Raw genomic sequence first — 17,080 nt, 5'->3', positions numbered from 1 at the left:
TCTTTATCTACTTCAAAACTGCTCAGTGAAAATCGATTATTACTTAGTCGTTATGATTGACAACCGTGGGCGCTTTACCAAATTTCTTTTTGAAGTCCTGGGGAAAATGAGAGAGGCTTTCAAATCCAAGAGCAAGGTATATTGAAGAAGGTCTTTTATTTTAGCTTCAATTAAATGACGTGCTTCATTCAGTCTTTATCCTGAAGCCACTATAAAAGGGTACTCTTGAATCCGGGACTAAAATAAAGGAATTATTATACGTGTTATGATTTTTTCTGACAGTCTATAAGCATTTGACTTGCGTAATCTTGCCGGCACATCCTCAGCGATGTTGCCGTTTCTGTTATAAAATATGCTGTAAATCTGACTACAACATTTACCAATTGAACTACTTCTTACATAACAATAATCAGGAATTTTGTAATTGAAAATAAGTCAGTCTTATAATCAATAATAAAAAAAATATGCAAAAAAGAAAATTAGGAACCGGCGGACTAGAAGTTTCCGCATTGGGATTCGGCTGTATGGGATTGAATTTCCTGGACGGAAGAGGACTTGAGAAAAAAGAAGCCATATCCTTATTACACAATGCTGTTGAGAGAGGGATCACCTTTTTTGATACAGCAGAGGCTTATGGGCCTTATACCAACGAAGAGCTCGTAGGCGAAGCTTTACGACCATTTAGAAAAGATGTGGTCATTGCCACGAAATTTGGCTGCAAAGATGCCAGCCCGATAATAGGTCTGGACAGCAGGCCTGAAACAATAAGAGCAGTCACCGAAGCATCTTTGAAAAGATTGCAAACAGATTATATAGACTTGCTTTATCAGCATAGGGTTGATCCTAATGTGCCGATAGAAGAGGTCGCAGGAACGGTAAAAGACCTGATACAAGAGGGAAAAGTAAAATATTTTGGGTTATCAGAAGCGAGCGCAAAAACGATTCGTCTTGCACACTCCATTCAGCCTGTATCGGCATTGCAGAGTGAATATTCATTATTCTGGCGTGAACCGGAACATGAGATCATACCAACATTAGAAGAATTAGGAATTGGTTTTGTTCCGTTCAGTCCTTTGGGTAAAGGTTTCCTTACCGGGATCATCAATACAAAATTGGAGACTGTAGATCGCAGGAATATTCTTCCGCGTTTCACCGAAGAAAACATTAAAGCCAATTTGGTTTTGGTACATGCACTTTCTGAAATTGCTCAAGAAAAAGGTATAACGACAGGTCAACTGGCATTAGCCTGGCTTTTAGCGCAAAAATCCTGGATAGCGCCTATCCCGGGAACGACAAAATTGCATCGTTTGGAGGAGAATATTGCCAGCACAGATGTTTTATTAACAGCTGATGAATTGGTAACCATTGACAAAACAGTCCGTGGAATTACCCTGGTGGGTGATCGTTACCCTGAATTTTTGGAACAGCAGATCGACAAATAAAATAATAAGCAATGCAAAATATTAAAGGAAAGGTAATTGTCATTACCGGTGCGAGCAGTGGGATTGGGAAAACCATAGCTATGGAATTGGCAAAACATGGAGCAAAGGTAGTGTTGGGAGCCAGGCGGGCGAAGCAATTGAAACAATTGTCAGAAGACATAAAAAGCAGAGGTGGTGAAGCGTCTTTTACTACCATTGATGTGAAGAATAAAGCTGATTTACTTCGGTTGGCGGATAAAGCCGTTGAGCAGTACGGAAAATTAGATGTAATGGTAAACAACGCAGGTATCAGTCAGTTAAGCCGCATTGATGATCTGGATATTGAAGGTTGGGAAGAAATGATCGATATCAATCTAAAGGGCGTTCTGTACGGAATGGCTGCTGCAATTCCGGTTTTTAAACAACAGCAGGCGGGACATATTATCAATATTATTTCTACAGCAGGATTAAAAATTACGCCTATGATGGGTGTTTATGCAGCCACTAAAAATGCCGTACGTACTATTGCGGAAGCATTTCGGCAGGAATCAGACGGGAAGATACGGATTACGGGAATTTCACCGGGATTCGTGAAAACAGATTTTGCAGGCAGCATCAGAAATGAAGAAATGCGAACGATCATTCAAAAAGAAATGGATCAACTGGCTTTAGATCCTGCGGCCATTGCAAGCGCAGTGGTATATGCGGTCAGTCAGCCGGATGATGTTGAAGTCGGTGAAATTGTGATTCGCCCGTCAAAGCAAAATTAATTATATTCGTAAAAGATATGCAAACACCATCTGAGATCCATACTATTAAAAGTATTTCGCAACTGATGCGGTTACTGGAACTTCCTGCTCCATTGCATCCTATGATTGCATTGATCGATTACCGGAATGTACCGATGGAAAAGTTTCCAAAAGGACAGAAAATAAGTCTGGATTTTTATAAAATTTCTTTCAAGACAACATTTAAAGGACAGATAAAATACGGCCAGGGTTTTTATGATTTTGAAGAAGGCGGCCTTGCATTCTTAAAGCCAAAACAGGTCGCTTTTTCACCAGAGGATACAGAAAATTATGAAGGTATGGCGCTGTATTTTCATCCGGATTTCGTACGCAGTTATCCATTGGGAAAGACCATCAATCAGTACGGCTTTTTTTCTTATGATGTTTCGGAAGCTTTATTTTTATCGGCAAAAGAAAAGGAAATTATAGCCGGTTTATTTAATTCAATAGCTCATGAGCTGAACAATAATATCGACAGTTTCAGTCAGGATGTTCTGGTGTCACAATTAGAATTGTTATTAAATTACAGCAATCGTTTCTACAACCGGCAGTTCATTACCCGAAAGGCAATCAATCACGATATTATTACTGCCTTAGACGAGCTCTTAAATTCTTATTTTGATGAGGGAGATAGTTTGAAGAACGGATTACCGTCCGTGAAATACATCAGTTCTGAATTAAAGCTTTCACAGCGTTATCTGAGTGATATGCTGCGTTCGTTAACGGGTCTTAATACACAGCAGTATATTCAGGATGTGATTGTAGAAAAGGCAAAAGAGAAATTATCGACCACCAATCTCTCGGTTTCGGAAATTGCTTATGAGCTCGGCTTTGAACATTCACAATCATTCAATAAACTTTTCAAAACCAAAACCAAGGTTTCACCGCTAGAGTTCAGACAGTCGTTTAATTAAGGACTTCAGTAAAAAGTAGTATTTGAAGATTATTAATATTGTCAGATATATATATCAGCTAAGATCTCTCTTACTATCAGGTGCTACTCTGAACAGTATTTTCTTTCAGAATCGTGATGCAAGCACTAACTGTTAAGAATTCATCGGTACGGATTTTGTCTGTGATCATACAGTACCTGAATAATAATGATATTTAGGTATGATCATCATTAAATCACAAAATAACATTATGAAAAAAGCATCATTGAAAACCATTGCAGAAAAAATGAAAAACTTAGACTTCTGTATGATGGTAACACAGGACGGAAGGCAGATTTCTCATTCAAGACCGATGAGCAATAACGGGAAAGTAGAGTATGACGGCGACTCATGGTTCTTTACCTATGAGGATAGCAATAAAGTCGATCAGATTAAGAACAATCACCATGTCAATCTTATTTACCAGACGGATGATATGTTATTTATAGAATGTACCGGCAATGGCGAAATTATAAAGGATAAAGATGTGCTGAAAGATAAGTGGGTAGAGGGTCTGGAACAATGGTTTCCGGAAGGGATCGATACTCCCGGAATTTGCTTAATCAAAGTTGCTGCGAACCAGGTCAGGTTCTGGCACAAGGAAGAAGAAGGCGAGTACAAGGCTTAGTGCCTTAAAGAAATTCATAAGGTTATTTATGGATCGTTTCAAGAAAAAAGTCCCGGCAATCGTCGGGATTTACTTTTGTTGTCTTGTATATTTAAAGTTGCATGAAGCCGGAAGAGATATTGATTTTTAGAACATTGCCTGATAAAATTTAAGTATAAATTTAAAAAAATAAAAAGCATGTATTGTAAATTGATCTATAATTATATCTAAAATAAAATGGTATTTTGTCTTTAACTAAAATTTGTAATTTTTAATAAATATTTAACACTGATTAAAAAAAGATTAAAAAGCAAACAGCCTATCTTTGTATGTGTCACATTTTGATCGTGTGGAATTTCAAATTTCTGTAGATAATGGTATTTAGGTCATCCGTATTTATATACATTCTTACAATCTTTACTCTTGTTAATTCGAAATGGACCAAAATGTCTATTACGAATATTTTGACGACCCAACATTCTGCACAGAAAGGCTTTAATGTTTGTTCCAAATCTTATAAAAATGTAAAAGCGCTGCCCGTTTGCGGTAAAAATTTCTCTAAATTTTTAAGCTCTGTGGATATTGATGGATATTATGAAAGTTCCACAAACGAGCGTTTTGAAACCTGTGAGGTGTTTCCTCCTGCTTCTACTAAACCCATTTATAGCTTCTTTACTTCTTATCTGCATCTACTGCAGCTTTTCTGAAAATTACTAAATGTTATTGTTTAATCAAGTTTAGTAATCAAAAATTTTCAATGAAAACAAAAAATCTCATATGGTGCAGTCTTGCATTGATATGCACATGGTCATGTAGTAAAAACCAGCAGAATAAAAATAAAAGCCATAAGGAAGTCCCCGTATATGTTGTAAAACAGAAAGATACTTTAGTCACCAACCAGTTTGTGACCGACATCCAGGCTAAAAGAAATGTTGAAATACGTTCCCGGTTGAGTGGTATTATTCAGAAAATATACGTCAACGAAGGTCAGTTTGTAAAGAAAGGGCAGGCATTATTTAAGATCAATGATGCAGAACTTCAGGTTGAATTGCTGAAGGCAACTGCAGGCCTGAAACAAGCTACGGCCGACGTTCGTATTGCAGAGGTAGAGCTAAAGCAGGTTAAAAGTCTGCACGATAAAAAATTTGTTGCCGATAATGAATTGGAGCTTGCTAAAGCCAAACTTTCTTCTGCACGGGCAAAATATGCATTCGCAGATGCCGAGAAAAAAGCAGTGTTGCAAAAGATCAATTTTTCAACTGTCACAGCTCCTTTTGACGGTGTTCTTGATATTATCCCGCATAAAGACGGCAGTCTTGTTACCAACGGAACATTGCTGACTACCTTATCGCAGCTCGACGAAGTGTACGCTTATTTTTCGATTCCGGAAAATCAGTATTTTGAACTGTTGGCTCATGACAAATTGGGAAAACACCAGAAAATTGAACTAACACTGCCTAATGGTGCAGCGTATAAGTTTAGCGGTTCTTTAAAGTCGGCCGAAAGTGAAATAGACCGGGCAACGGGTTCCATTCGCTATAAAGTTCTGTTTCCCAATCCTAATCATTTGATCAAACACGGTGCATCCGGAAAACTTTCCATTTCGGAAGTTCAGAATAATGCCATGATGATCCCTCAGAAAGCAACATTTTCCATTCAGGATAAAACCTACATTTTCAAGGTGGATAAGAACAACAAAGTGAAGATGACCAACATTAAGGTAGGAACGGCTCTGAAAGATTCATACCTCGTGGAAAGCGGCCTCAAAAAAGGAGATTTGATTATTTACGAAGGCACACAATCGGTGAAAGACGGAGATCAGATCAAAATCAAAAACAGACTTTAATTCTTAAATAATCAATCATGGTAGAAATGTTTATAAAGCGAAAGGTTCTTTCGTTGGTGATTTCCATTGTCTTTGTTTTGGTAGGAATTATGGCCTTAATGAAGATGCCGATCACCCAATTTCCAGATATCGTTCCGCCTTCGGTAACGGTGACGGCTAAATATACCGGAGCGAATGCAGAAGTTTCTGCAGATGCAGTCGCACTGCCTTTGGAACGTGCCATCAATGGCGTTCCGGGAATGACGTATATGTCCACAGTGACTTCCAATGACGGTTTGACGTTGATCCAGGTATTCTTCGAGGTGGGAACGGATCCCGATCTGGCAGCCGTCAATGTTCAGAACAGGGTTACTACGATCCTTGACGAATTGCCCGAAGAGGTAATCAGAGCTGGAGTGACCACGGAAAAAGAGGTGAACAGTATGTTGATGTATCTCAACATCACCAGTACAGACCCCAGTCAGGATGAGCAGTTTATTTACAACTTTACAGACATCAATGTTCTTCAGGAACTGAAACGTCTGGATGGAGTAGGCCGTGCGGAAATTATGGGGCAGAAAGAATACTCAATGCGGGTCTGGCTTGACCCTCAGAAAATGGCAGCCTACAATATTTCGGCGGATGAGGTGGTGAATTCCCTTCAGAAACAGAATATTTCCGCAGCACCCGGAAAAGTAGGAGAATCTTCCGGAAGAAAGGCCGGTCAGCTGCAATATGTTGTAAAATACAAAGGTAAATTTTTTGAGCCGAAGCAGTACGAAGAAATTCCGGTCAGAGCCGATGAAGAGGGAACTATTTTAAAGCTGAAAGACATTGCAAAAGTGGAATTTGGGGCAATGACGTACGGAATGGTTTCAAAGACCGACGGGAGGCCTTCCGCATCAATTATGCTGAAGCAGAGACCAGGCTCAAATGCTTCGGAAGTCATCCAGAATGTAAAGGATAAAATGGCTGAGCTGAAAATGAATTCTTTTCCTCCGGGAATGGATTACAATATGGCGTATGATGTTTCGAGATTCCTCGACGCTTCTATTAGTGCGGTATTGCATACTTTATTGGAAGCCTTTATTCTGGTAGCGATTGTCGTATTTCTTTTCCTTCAGGATTGGCGTTCTACATTGATTCCTGTTTTGGCAGTTCCTGTAGCATTGGTCGGAACGTTTGCCTTTATGGATATGCTTGATTTCTCCGTAAATTTATTAACGCTTTTTGCATTGGTTTTAGCCATCGGAATTGTCGTTGATAATGCAATTGTCGTCGTCGAGGCAGTCCACGTTAAAATGGAAGAAGGTTTTCCGCCTTACCAGGCTACGGTTATTGCGACAAAAGAAATTGCAGGAGCAGTTGTGGCGATTACGTTGGTCATGTCTGCGGTATTTATTCCGGTGGCATTCCTGGATGGTCCGGTTGGGGTGTTTTATAGGCAGTTTTCCTTAACGCTGGCGATAAGTATTGTGATCTCCGGTATCAATGCATTGACATTGACTCCGGCTTTATGTGCTTTGATCTTAAAACCTCATAATCACGATAAAAAGAGAGGCTTTATTGATAAATTCTTCAATAAATTCAATAACTTACTTGAAAAAGTTACTGCCGGATATGTAAAAATTTTATCAAAATTTGCTACAAGAACGATGGTTACTTTCGGACTCCTGTTCTTATTTGTTTTCCTGATCGGGTTAACTTCGAAATTTTTGCCTTCAGGCTTTATTCCGATGGAAGACCAGGGAATGGCCTACGTGAGTGTCACAACTCCTCAAGGTGCAACCGTAGAGCGTACGGAAAAAGTCCTGGATGAAATTACGGCGATTGCCAAAAAAATTGATGGGGTAGAAAACGTAACGACCTTAGCGGGATATAGTGTAGTGACGGAAATAGCAGGCTCATCATACGGTATGGCGATGATTAATCTCAGAGACTGGAAAGAAAGAAATAAGTCTGTTGATGATTTTATTAAAGAACTTACTGAAAAAACAAAAGGAATCTCTGATGCCGAAATTGAAGTCTTTGCACCACCTACCGTTCCGGGATTCGGTAATACAAGTGGTTTTGAACTTCGTCTTCTCGACAGAACGGGCGGAACCATTGAAAATATGGATAAGATCACCAAAGATTTTGTCAAAAAACTGAATGAAGCACCCGAACTGAAAAACAGCTTTACAAGTTTTGATGCCACTTTCCCGCAGTACATGATCAATATCGATTATGATATGGCCGCCAAGAAAGGAATCTCGGTGGATAATGCGATGTCAACTTTGCAGACGATGTTAGGTTCTTATTATGCCACCAATTTTATCCGATTCAGGCAGATGTACAAAGTAATGGTTCAGGCAAGTCCGGAATACCGTGAAACTCCTGAAAGCATCCTGAATTTATACTTAAAAAATGACAAAGGGGAAATGGTTCCTTTTTCAACCTTTATAACAATTGAAAGAGTTTACGGACCGGAAGTTTTAACCCGTTATAATATGTACATGTCTGCAATGATTAATGGTGAACCTTCCGATGGATACAGTTCCGGAGATGCCATTGCAGCGGTTGAAAAAGTCGCTGAACAAAGCCTTCCGAAAGGTTTTGAAATCGAATGGTCGGGAATGACAAGGGAAGAGATTTTATCGGGTAATCAGACCGCTTATATCTTCATTGTCTGTCTGGTTTTCGTCTATCTTTTATTGGCTGCTCAATATGAAAGTTTCCTTTTACCAATGCCGGTTTTATTGAGTTTACCAACCGGGATTTTCGGCTCTTATATTGCGTTGCTGGTTTGTGGATTGGACAACAATATCTACGCACAGGTCGCCTTGGTCATGTTGATCGGATTGCTGGCTAAAAATGCCATCCTGATTGTAGAATTTGCTGTTGCCAGTCATAAAGAAGGCAATGCTATTATCCCCGCAGCAATTGAAGGCGCAAAACAGCGTCTCCGTCCGATCCTGATGACATCCTTTGCATTTATTGCAGGATTGATTCCGCTTTGTATCGCTTCCGGAGCAGGAGCTATTGGAAACCGTTCGATAGGAACCGCAGCCGCAGGCGGAATGTTCATCGGAACCGTTTTCGGCCTGATTGTTATTCCGGGATTATACATTTTTTTTGCAACCTTAGAAAATAGAAAGAAGAATGAAACCAAATAAATTAAGATTTGCAGTCTGGAGTACAGCCGTATTGGCAGTAACGTCTTGCGCCGTCCCAAAAGTAACCGCTATAAAAGAAGTAAAAGAAACCCCGGAATTACAAACTTCGGAAGCCATTTCTACCGCCGGAAATTTTACCGGAATTGATCTGAAGACCTATTTCACAGACCAGAATCTTTTGAAACTTTTTGAACAGGTAAAAGAGGCGAATCCGGATTTTAAAATTGCGCAACAACGTGTGGAAATGGCCAACAGTTTTCTGAAACGTTCAAGGACGGAGCTGCTTCCGTCCCTGGATGTCGGAGCAACTATCTCGGGCGACCGTTACGGAAAATATACAATGGAGGGCGTTGGGAACTATGATACCAACCTTTCCTCAAACATCACCGAACAGCAGAAGATCAATACGGATTTTACACCGAATTATTGGATGGGTGCAAGAAGCAGCTGGGAAATCGATGCCTGGGGAAAGCTGAAAAACAAAAGGCTTTCTGCTCAGAATAAATTTCTGGCTTCGGAAGAAGGTTTAAAACTGATCCAGATTGATCTGTTTACCGATATTGCCAATCTGTACTATGATCTGATTGCTTTAGACAAGCGCCTGAAAATTTATCAGGACAATTACAATTTGCAGAAAAGAGCTTTTGAAATCATCAAAGCGCAGCGTGAAGTCGGGAAGGTGACAGAGCTTGCTGTTCAGCAGTTTAAGGCTCAAAACAACAACTGGCTGGCGGAAATCGAACACATAAAAGTCGAAATTGTAACGGTAAAACAAGCTATTGCAACTTTGACAGGAGTCTACGGCGGTGAAATTGAAAGAGGTTCGACACTTTTGCCAACCAATTTTGAGATTTTGAATAAGAATATCAATGTGGATGCAGTCATTCATTCGAGGCCGGATGTGATTTCTAATTACTATACATTGCAGGCTTCACATGCTGATGCAAAAGCAGCAAGAGCCGCATTTTATCCCAGGATTGATCTGGGCGCCACCTTCGGATTAAATTCTTTTTCAGCGGAAACATTTTTTAAGCCGGCTTCTTTGGCAGGGCAGCTTTTGGGCGGATTGATGGTTCCTGTTTTCAACAAAGGACAATTGAGATATGAATTCAATATTGCCAACAGTGAGCAGGAAATCGCTTTTTTAAATTATCAGAAAAGTGTAACCACGGCTTTTAACGAACTTCAGTCTATTTTGAAACAGACCAAAATATTTCATCGCGTTCTGGATTTGAAAGAGCAAGAAGTAGGGTTTCTCGATAAAGGAATTGAAGTTTCCAATGATTTGTATATTACAGGCTACGCCAATTATTTTGAATTGATCAATGCTCAAAGAAGCAAGCTTCAGGCAGAACTGGATCTGCTTAGATTCCAGCATGAGAATACAAGGAATAATGTATTGCTGTTTAAAGCTTTAGGAGGAAGACTGCAATAAGCTTTTAAATTTCTCATATTTGAATCCGATGATATTATGGACATTTTTAAGCATGAATTAATCACTTGCTATCGGTTGATTATAAATTTCAGATTCAGTGCAGACGAACCAATTAAATTTTTTGCAAATTCCTTATCCTCTGAATGACTAATCGGGCAGGATTTGTTGTTTCAATACAGATCAATTGCCCATTTAAAATGAAAATAAGTCTTATTAGTTTGGAAAGCCACAGCTAATGTAATTCTTAAAATGAGTTTGGCAGTTTTGGAAGAAATGCTTCATCATTTTCGGAAGTTGGCAGCAAAGCTTAACTATTATACATGCAATATCTATATTTCCGGTGGCACATGCTTTGCGTGTCTTAAGGCATGACACCAACCAATATTTCACAAAGTACAGAACATGCCTTGGAAGTGCGTGATGCTTTCAGGGAATTTATAGATGATAAGCTATTTCCTTGTGTAGCAGCCAAGGCTGCTCTTACGAGAGATCAGATGCATATATTCGTTGCCGGCCATTTGGCCTGCCCAAAAGATGATCAGGATATCCTTGATTTTATTTATAAATTTGTTGATACATACAGAGCAGCAGATAATGATTTTCACACCGTATGTGTAATTTTCCCCGATACGCATCGTGTCGATGAGAAGACTTTCGACAGGCTTCTTTGGGAAAGATTGCAGGCATTGTCTGATCTGGATGCACAGAAATATCCTTATGATTCCCGTGTAGATTCAAACCCTTCATCTCCAAATTTTAGTTTTAGTCTGAAAGAAGAAGCTTTTTTTATTATCGGACTTTCACCGGCGAGCAGCAGGGATTCAAGGAAATTCCGTTATCCGGCAATTGTCTTTAATCCGCATGAGCAATTTGAAGAATTGAGATCTTTAAATAGATATGATAAAATGAAAAATATTGTTCGTAAAAGAGATGTGGCGCTTAGCGGTTCTATTAATCCGATGCTCTGTGATTTCGGTGATGACTCAGAAGTGTACCAATACAGCGGCATGCGGTATGATAAAAAATGGGAATGTCCTTATAAATATAAAAACTAATGAATACAATACAACCAAGAAGCGGCACCGGATTTATATTAAGAAAAGGTGAAAAACTTAAAATTACCGACATCAAAGGAGAGCAGGTATCAGATTTTATATGCTTTAATCTTAATGATAAGAGGGAATATCTTTCCTCCGGAAGGACTATTGATTATGCTGAAACTATATTTCTCACTAAAGGTAATCCGTTCTATTCCAACAGAAGCAATATTATGTTTCATATTATAGAGGACACCGTGGGTAGGCATGATTTTCTCTTGACTCCCTGTAGTGCTGACACTTTCCGCATAATTTATGGCGATGAACATCCTCACCGCGGATGTTTTGGTAATCTTTGTGAAGCACTTGAGCCGTTTGGTATTAAACCCGATGAGATTCCTATATGCTTTAATGTTTTTATGAATGTTGCTGTGAATGGTGAGAGCGGTAAGATTAGTGTACTTCCGCCTAAGAGTGCAGCTGGAGATTATATAATAATTGAAGCAGAAATGGACCTTATTGTAGGGATGACAGCTTGTTCAGCGGAAATGTCTAATAATTATGCTTTCAAACCAATTGGCTACTCCATAATATAGTGAAGATATTAAATACTTGGATCAATATTAATGCATAACTGTAAAAAGTAAAAAAATTAGTCAATGATGCATGGTTTTAAAAAGTTATTGAAGAAATTAAACTAAAGAAGATTTGATTTCATAACCAGAAATTAATAAAAAAGTAAATAAAAAAAGGCGCTAACTGAAGACAGTTGGCGCTCTTTCAAAAGAAAAGATTGCAGTTGGAAATCCAAAAATAACCAGCTGCACGTAGGTGCAGCTGGTACTAAGAGTTATTTTTGCAGTACATCTTTTATTCCTTCAAGGCCTTCGCTGAACTGGGCCAACAAAGCAATCACCTGGGTCATCCGGTCATTTTCGCCCAAACCCTTTATGGTTTTGTTTTTAATGAATGTCTTTTTGATCTCTTCCCAGCGGAAATTTTCATCTTCTGAAATGAGATTCATTAATTCTTTTAGCTTCAGCATGTTTGCTTCAGCTCCATTGGTTAAAGTCTGAGATTCGTTCTGATAGTGATTTAAAACTATCTGAGTGACTTCTTCATCCTTCAGAATGGGCTGGATTTGGGAAATAAGCTTATTCATATTCCGGTAAGAACCCTGCAGCTTAAAAGCCGGCTCATTTCTGTATTCATCTGACATGGCAGCGGAAGCGATATATTGTTTGTTGACTTTCAGAACAACATCTCTTACTTTCAATGTATTTTCAAGCACTTTTCTAAAATCTGAAATTTCGTTTGAACTGAAATTACCTGCCAGATCCACATTTGCGGAACCGGATATGATGCCTTCGTACAGATGGTAAAGATTTTCCATTCCTGACTGGGTCAGCCGGGTAAGATAATCGTTTGACATCAAAGCATTTTCAATTAAGCTTATATCAAATAATTCTTTTTTACTGCCCGAAATTTCACCTAAATTGTAAGTGTCGGAACGGTTGGCCAGCATGTCGGGAATCCTGAATTTTTCACCACTTTCCGTGTATGGATTTCCGGCCATGACAAGACAAAAACGTTTAGACCTTAAATCATAGGTTTTACTTTCACCATTATAAATTCCTTCAATTTTTCTCTGTCCGTCTGCCAGTGAAATGAATTTCTGTAAAAATTCCGGATTACAATGCTGGATGTCATCAAGGTATAACATCACATTGTCACCCATTTCAAAAGCAAGATTAAGCTTCTCGAGTTCCTGTTTTGCGCCCGCATTTTTTGCTTCGTGCGGATCGGTAGAGACAATATCGTGGCCGATTGACGGACCGTTGATTTTCATGAAAACCAGCCCCATTCTATCTGCCATGTATTCCATCAATGTCGTTTTACCATAACCCGGCGGCGAAACCAAAAGCAACATCCCCATTCTGTCGGTACGCTTGTCATTTCCGACAGTACCTAATTGCTTGGCTAAATTGGCTCCTATTAAAGGAAAATAAACATCATTAATCAATCTGTTTCTCACAAAAGAACTTAAAACCTGAGATTTGAAAGTGTCTATTTTCAAAGCTTTTTTCTTGTCGTTTACCCATTTTGCCTTCATCTCCTGAAGCTTTTTGTACTTAGGAACCACGGTTTCATTAAAATGAGATAAACGGGAGGTAAATTCATAATAATTTAATACATAATCAGCATCTTTTTCCAGTGACTTCAATCCTTTCAGGATCGTTTCATAAGTGATGTGATGAATATTTTTAGCATCAAAACTTTGCGTTATAAAAAATACGGCTGCTTCTTTTTTAATATCATCTTCAACATATGATTCTGAATTAAACAGGAACGCACTTAAAGCACTTTCTGCAATAGAAAAACAGGCTGCAGGATACTGTTTCAGCGCATTCTGCTGGTCGATAAACTCTAGATCTTTTCCTTTTTCCTTTAAATCTTTTAAAAATGATTCATACAATAAGCCTGCTTTTTCTGAAACCAAAAATGCCGATTTATTTTCTCTTTTCAAATAAATGGCAGAATTCAAACCATTAACCTCAGCAAAAAGATGATTGTTCTGAGCGAATAATCGTATTTCATTGGACAGTTCCTGATTGAGATATTGGAACCCTTTGTCTGTTGCAAACGATTTTGAAATTAGATCAACTGCTTTAAACTGCTTCTGGTAATAGTCTTTTTTTTGTTCATCCAGGAAATACCAGAACAGCTGCGCCAAAGCTCTTTCTTGCGGTGTAAACCGCATTAGTCCCAATTCATTATGCATCTGTTGCAATTTTGAAACAATCATCAATGCATCTTCATCATGAATTCCTTTTACCAAACCTTCTCCAAAATGTTCCGTCATGAATTGCTGGATGGCAATTCGGTTTTGTTCTTCTGTATTGATATTTTTATTTTGTGAAAAAACATTCCACGCTAAATATTCGAAACGTTTTACATTTTGATTTTCCGAAATATATTCCTGATTCCAAACTTCTTTAAAATCTGAAATGGCTTCAAAATTTAACGGTTCATAAAATGCAGTTCCTGTTAAATGATAATAATACTGTGCATTTCTCATCACCAAAGTCAGGTCTAATTTCTGACGGTTCACTGCAAATTTATAATCGCCCAAAGCAATTATATGATCTCCGTCTGCATAGATTTCCTTTTTATCTTTTAGTTTTCTGACCGACTCCTGCTGTGAGGTTTTTAACAAAGTCTGGATTTCTTCCGCTTTTGCAGAATCTTCCATTACCATGAGCTGCCTCGAAATATCACGTACTTTCTCCACCATTAAATCGGTTGCAAAATAGCCGTTGATTTCATTTTCAGAGTCGAATGACTCGGATTTTGTCTGAACTGATTTTAAAATCCGTTGTGCAGAATCATATAAACTCTGCGTACGCTTGTTTCTGGATTCGGTTAGCTGAACTCTTTTATTTTGAAAATGACCGTAAACTTCCTCTCTTTTTTCTTCTATTTTCCGGATAAATTCTTCAAAATCAACAAACTTTGTTGCCATTTCTTCCAGCAAAATGGAAAGTTTGGTCAGATATTCATCGCATTTTTCAGGGGTCTGAGACAATTCAAGGAAATTAATTACCGACTGATCAAACAAGGTCATCTGCGCCTGAAAATCTGCAGACAGCTCTTTTCCGGAAATTTCTCTTTTCCTTTTTGAAAGTTCTAATCGCTCCTGATTTAATCTGGCAAAAATCACCGAAATATTTTCAATAATCTGCGTAGATTGTGAAGTGTCTTCAATTTTTAAATTATTGACAATATCCACCAAAAGCTCGAGCTGTCCCGACAAATTATTGATTTCTTCCTCAATCGTTTTTGCATCAATTGCCTTTTGCAAATTGATAATCTTTTCAGAAATCTGTTGTGCTCTGTTTTGATAAGGAAACAACGCATCGTCCTGAAGCAGGAAGTTCACACAGGCGTTGGAAAGTTCTTCTGATCTTTCAGCCAATGATTTTTCCAAAGAATCAAGAATTGCAATATCAGCATATTTCAAATCTCTTGCTCCTGTAATTTCGCCACGCAAAGCCCTGATTTGGGAAAGCATATCAATATATTCCGTCAGTTGAGAATAGTTGATTCTTTTGGTTTCTTCTAAAATTTTCTCACAGGCAGCCTTGATTTTTTCAACTGCTAGACCTGTATTTTTCTTTTGTTCAACAACCTTTTCATATTCATTGATGGCAGAATGAGCGATGTTTCGGATTTCTTTTAATGGCTGGTCAAGATTTTCAACCTCATCATCACCCAAAAAATAATAAGCATCTAAAATAGTCGTGGAAAGTTTAACAATATCATCATACAATCCGCTGTAAGAATCTTTTTTGTTTAAAAGCGTAATCAGTTCCTGACTTTCCGCCATCACTCTTACAATATCTTTATTCCCGATTTTGTAAAGAAGCGTATCTGATTTTTCTCTATTCGGCAATAATTCTTTAGAATACGGAGTCTGCCAGATTTGCGCTAAATGATGTTTGGTTGTCTCAATACTTTCTCTTAAATAGATCAATTTTCCGTCATTTAAAACAGAATATCCGCTGCATCGAATCGGTGTTTCAATGGTTTGGGTAATGATATTATATGAAATCAGTTGATAATTATTGGTTTTATCATCGTAGAAAACATACATGAAATTTTCACCATTCGGCTCCTGAATGGTTTTCAGGTAGTGAAGTCTGTTGACATCCTGAGAAATCACTTTCAAACCTCCCGTCTGCAAAGCATAGCCGTTCGAGAACAAAACCCCCTGATTTTCCGGAAGTAAAACCGCTGAATGTTTTAAAGTGTCAACTCTTGAAACGGTTTTTTCTTTATGATTATAAATGAAATATCTTTCTGTTTCCTGATATGGCTTGATTTTAAATAAAACCAGATTATCAAGATCACAGAAGTGAATTTCTGCATCATCAAGGTTCTGATCTTTATGAACAACATCTTCGGAGTAAATCCCTTTTCCGATATCGGTATTATCTTCAATTTTTATGGTTAAATCGCCCCCGATAGATTCCACAAAAACTTTATCTGCCAAAGAAATGTGCGGAAACTTTCCGCTTCGCTGCATATCTCTGGTCGCTTTCGTCCATGCAAAACCATGTTGCGGAGGATATGTCACTTCAGAAGCACTTCTGGAATCAATGTATGTTAATTCATTTTCTTTAATCAACCATTTAAATGCCTTGATATCGGAAGTGCTTTCAGACAATTGGAAAACCATATACAGATAGTTTTCGGTAAAGTGAAAGCGTACGAAAAAAGTGTTTCTGTAGTACTTATACAGGTTTTTGAATTCTTCAATAAAAGTAGCATCCGAAATAAGAGAACAATCTTGCGGCTCGAATCGGTTGTTATTAATGATATAGATTGAAAATACATCTGTGATGTTGATTTCCGTTTGTAAACCCAGATGCGCATTGGAACCGAAGATCAAAGTGTTTTTCAGCGAAAAAATATCTTTGGCTACACAGTTGTGTTCCGTAGAAATCCTTTCGTTGGCAATAAGCGAAAAATCTACTCCGCCGAAAATTTCTTTACGGTTTTCGTTGAGCTGCTGAAGCTTCTGAATAAGGTTGTTTTTCTGCTCATTCAGACGGCTTTGTATGATTTCGTATGTCCCTGAATTTAATTGTTCTGACATAGGTTTTTATATGTTTGGTAACTGATGACAGATCTTTGATCTTAATCATCATTATGTTATGAAATATATTCTTTTCGTTGGCAAAGGTTTTAAACTTGGCAAAGTTTTAATAATGCCTTTTATTTTGAACGGATTAAAACAACCCGTTTCTATTGAATTACTTATTCAATAAAAATACTATTAGAAAAAACTCTCAAAGGATTAATAAAATCAGACAATGA

Annotated in this window: 11 protein-coding genes; 10 read left to right on the top strand and 1 reads right to left on the bottom strand. The window is 38.2% G+C overall.

Going from position 1 to position 17,080, the window contains the following annotated elements; all coding sequences use genetic code 11:
• The first annotated feature begins 464 nt into the window (after window positions 1-464).
• The 10 genes from BUA76_RS07060 to BUA76_RS07015 all read left to right on the top strand — a co-directional run bounded on the left by BUA76_RS07060 (window position 465) and on the right by BUA76_RS07015 (window position 11,796).
• Window positions 465-1,442, top strand: coding sequence for an aldo/keto reductase (locus BUA76_RS07060; protein WP_072884096.1), 978 nt, complete (start codon window positions 465-467; stop codon window positions 1,440-1,442).
• 11 nt (window positions 1,443-1,453) lie between these two features.
• Entirely contained in the window at window positions 1,454-2,191 is a 738-nt protein-coding gene (locus BUA76_RS07055) for an SDR family oxidoreductase (RefSeq protein ID WP_072884095.1), read from the top strand.
• Window positions 2,192-2,208: 17 nt separating this feature from the next.
• A complete protein-coding gene (locus BUA76_RS07050) occupies window positions 2,209-3,123 on the top strand; it encodes a helix-turn-helix domain-containing protein (protein ID WP_072884094.1) in 915 nt (304 codons plus the stop codon).
• Window positions 3,124-3,352: 229 nt separating this feature from the next.
• Entirely contained in the window at window positions 3,353-3,769 is a 417-nt protein-coding gene (locus BUA76_RS07045) for a pyridoxamine 5'-phosphate oxidase family protein (protein ID WP_072884256.1), read from the top strand.
• A gap of 425 nt (window positions 3,770-4,194) precedes the next feature.
• A complete protein-coding gene (locus BUA76_RS07040) occupies window positions 4,195-4,455 on the top strand; it encodes a hypothetical protein (RefSeq protein WP_072884093.1) in 261 nt (86 codons plus the stop codon).
• Between the two features lie 50 nt (window positions 4,456-4,505).
• Window positions 4,506-5,594, top strand: a complete 1,089-nt coding sequence (locus BUA76_RS07035) for an efflux RND transporter periplasmic adaptor subunit (protein ID WP_072884092.1) — start codon at window positions 4,506-4,508, stop codon at window positions 5,592-5,594.
• A 17-nt stretch (window positions 5,595-5,611) separates the two neighbouring features.
• The gene (locus tag BUA76_RS07030) at window positions 5,612-8,728 is read left to right on the top strand and encodes an efflux RND transporter permease subunit (protein WP_072884091.1); all 3,117 of its coding nucleotides are present in this window, start codon (window positions 5,612-5,614) and stop codon (window positions 8,726-8,728) included.
• The gene (locus BUA76_RS07025; RefSeq protein ID WP_072884090.1) at window positions 8,715-10,163 is read left to right on the top strand and encodes a TolC family protein; all 1,449 of its coding nucleotides are present in this window, start codon (window positions 8,715-8,717) and stop codon (window positions 10,161-10,163) included. The genes BUA76_RS07030 and BUA76_RS07025 overlap by 14 nt, the downstream gene beginning before the upstream one ends.
• A 368-nt stretch (window positions 10,164-10,531) precedes the next feature.
• On the top strand, window positions 10,532-11,218 hold the full coding sequence (gene gntA / locus BUA76_RS07020) for a guanitoxin biosynthesis heme-dependent pre-guanitoxin N-hydroxylase GntA (protein ID WP_072884089.1): 687 nt from the start codon (window positions 10,532-10,534) through the stop codon (window positions 11,216-11,218).
• A complete protein-coding gene (locus BUA76_RS07015) occupies window positions 11,218-11,796 on the top strand; it encodes a DUF1989 domain-containing protein (protein ID WP_072884088.1) in 579 nt (192 codons plus the stop codon). The genes gntA and BUA76_RS07015 overlap by 1 nt, the downstream gene beginning before the upstream one ends.
• Window positions 11,797-12,050: 254 nt before the next feature.
• Here BUA76_RS07015 and BUA76_RS07010 read toward each other — a convergent pair whose 3' ends face one another.
• Window positions 12,051-16,859, bottom strand: a complete 4,809-nt coding sequence (locus BUA76_RS07010; RefSeq protein ID WP_072884087.1) for a DNA repair ATPase — start codon at window positions 16,857-16,859, stop codon at window positions 12,051-12,053.
• Window positions 16,860-17,080: the final 221 nt, after the last annotated feature.

The sequence above is a fragment of the Chryseobacterium takakiae genome (genome assembly GCF_900129385.1).
GTDB lineage: Bacteria > Bacteroidota > Bacteroidia > Flavobacteriales > Weeksellaceae > Chryseobacterium > Chryseobacterium takakiae.
The sequence above is the reverse complement of the archived record's forward strand: the minus strand, read 5'-3'. Positions and strand labels throughout refer to the sequence as shown.

Bases quoted from the DNA above. Each gene is read 5' to 3' on its own strand.
- BUA76_RS07060 (WP_072884096.1), top strand. From the start codon at position 465: ATGCAAAAAAGAAAATTAGGAACCGGCGGACTAGAAGTTTCCGCATTG.
- BUA76_RS07055 (WP_072884095.1), top strand. From the start codon at position 1,454: ATGCAAAATATTAAAGGAAAGGTAATTGTCATTACCGGTGCGAGCAGT.
- BUA76_RS07050 (WP_072884094.1), top strand. From the start codon at position 2,209: ATGCAAACACCATCTGAGATCCATACTATTAAAAGTATTTCGCAACTG.
- BUA76_RS07045 (WP_072884256.1), top strand. From the start codon at position 3,353: ATGAAAAAAGCATCATTGAAAACCATTGCAGAAAAAATGAAAAACTTA.
- BUA76_RS07040 (WP_072884093.1), top strand. From the start codon at position 4,195: ATGTCTATTACGAATATTTTGACGACCCAACATTCTGCACAGAAAGGC.
- BUA76_RS07035 (WP_072884092.1), top strand. From the start codon at position 4,506: ATGAAAACAAAAAATCTCATATGGTGCAGTCTTGCATTGATATGCACA.
- BUA76_RS07030 (WP_072884091.1), top strand. From the start codon at position 5,612: ATGGTAGAAATGTTTATAAAGCGAAAGGTTCTTTCGTTGGTGATTTCC.
- BUA76_RS07025 (WP_072884090.1), top strand. From the start codon at position 8,715: ATGAAACCAAATAAATTAAGATTTGCAGTCTGGAGTACAGCCGTATTG.
- gntA (WP_072884089.1), top strand. From the start codon at position 10,532: ATGACACCAACCAATATTTCACAAAGTACAGAACATGCCTTGGAAGTG.
- BUA76_RS07015 (WP_072884088.1), top strand. From the start codon at position 11,218: ATGAATACAATACAACCAAGAAGCGGCACCGGATTTATATTAAGAAAA.
- BUA76_RS07010 (WP_072884087.1), bottom strand. From the start codon at position 16,859: ATGTCAGAACAATTAAATTCAGGGACATACGAAATCATACAAAGCCGT.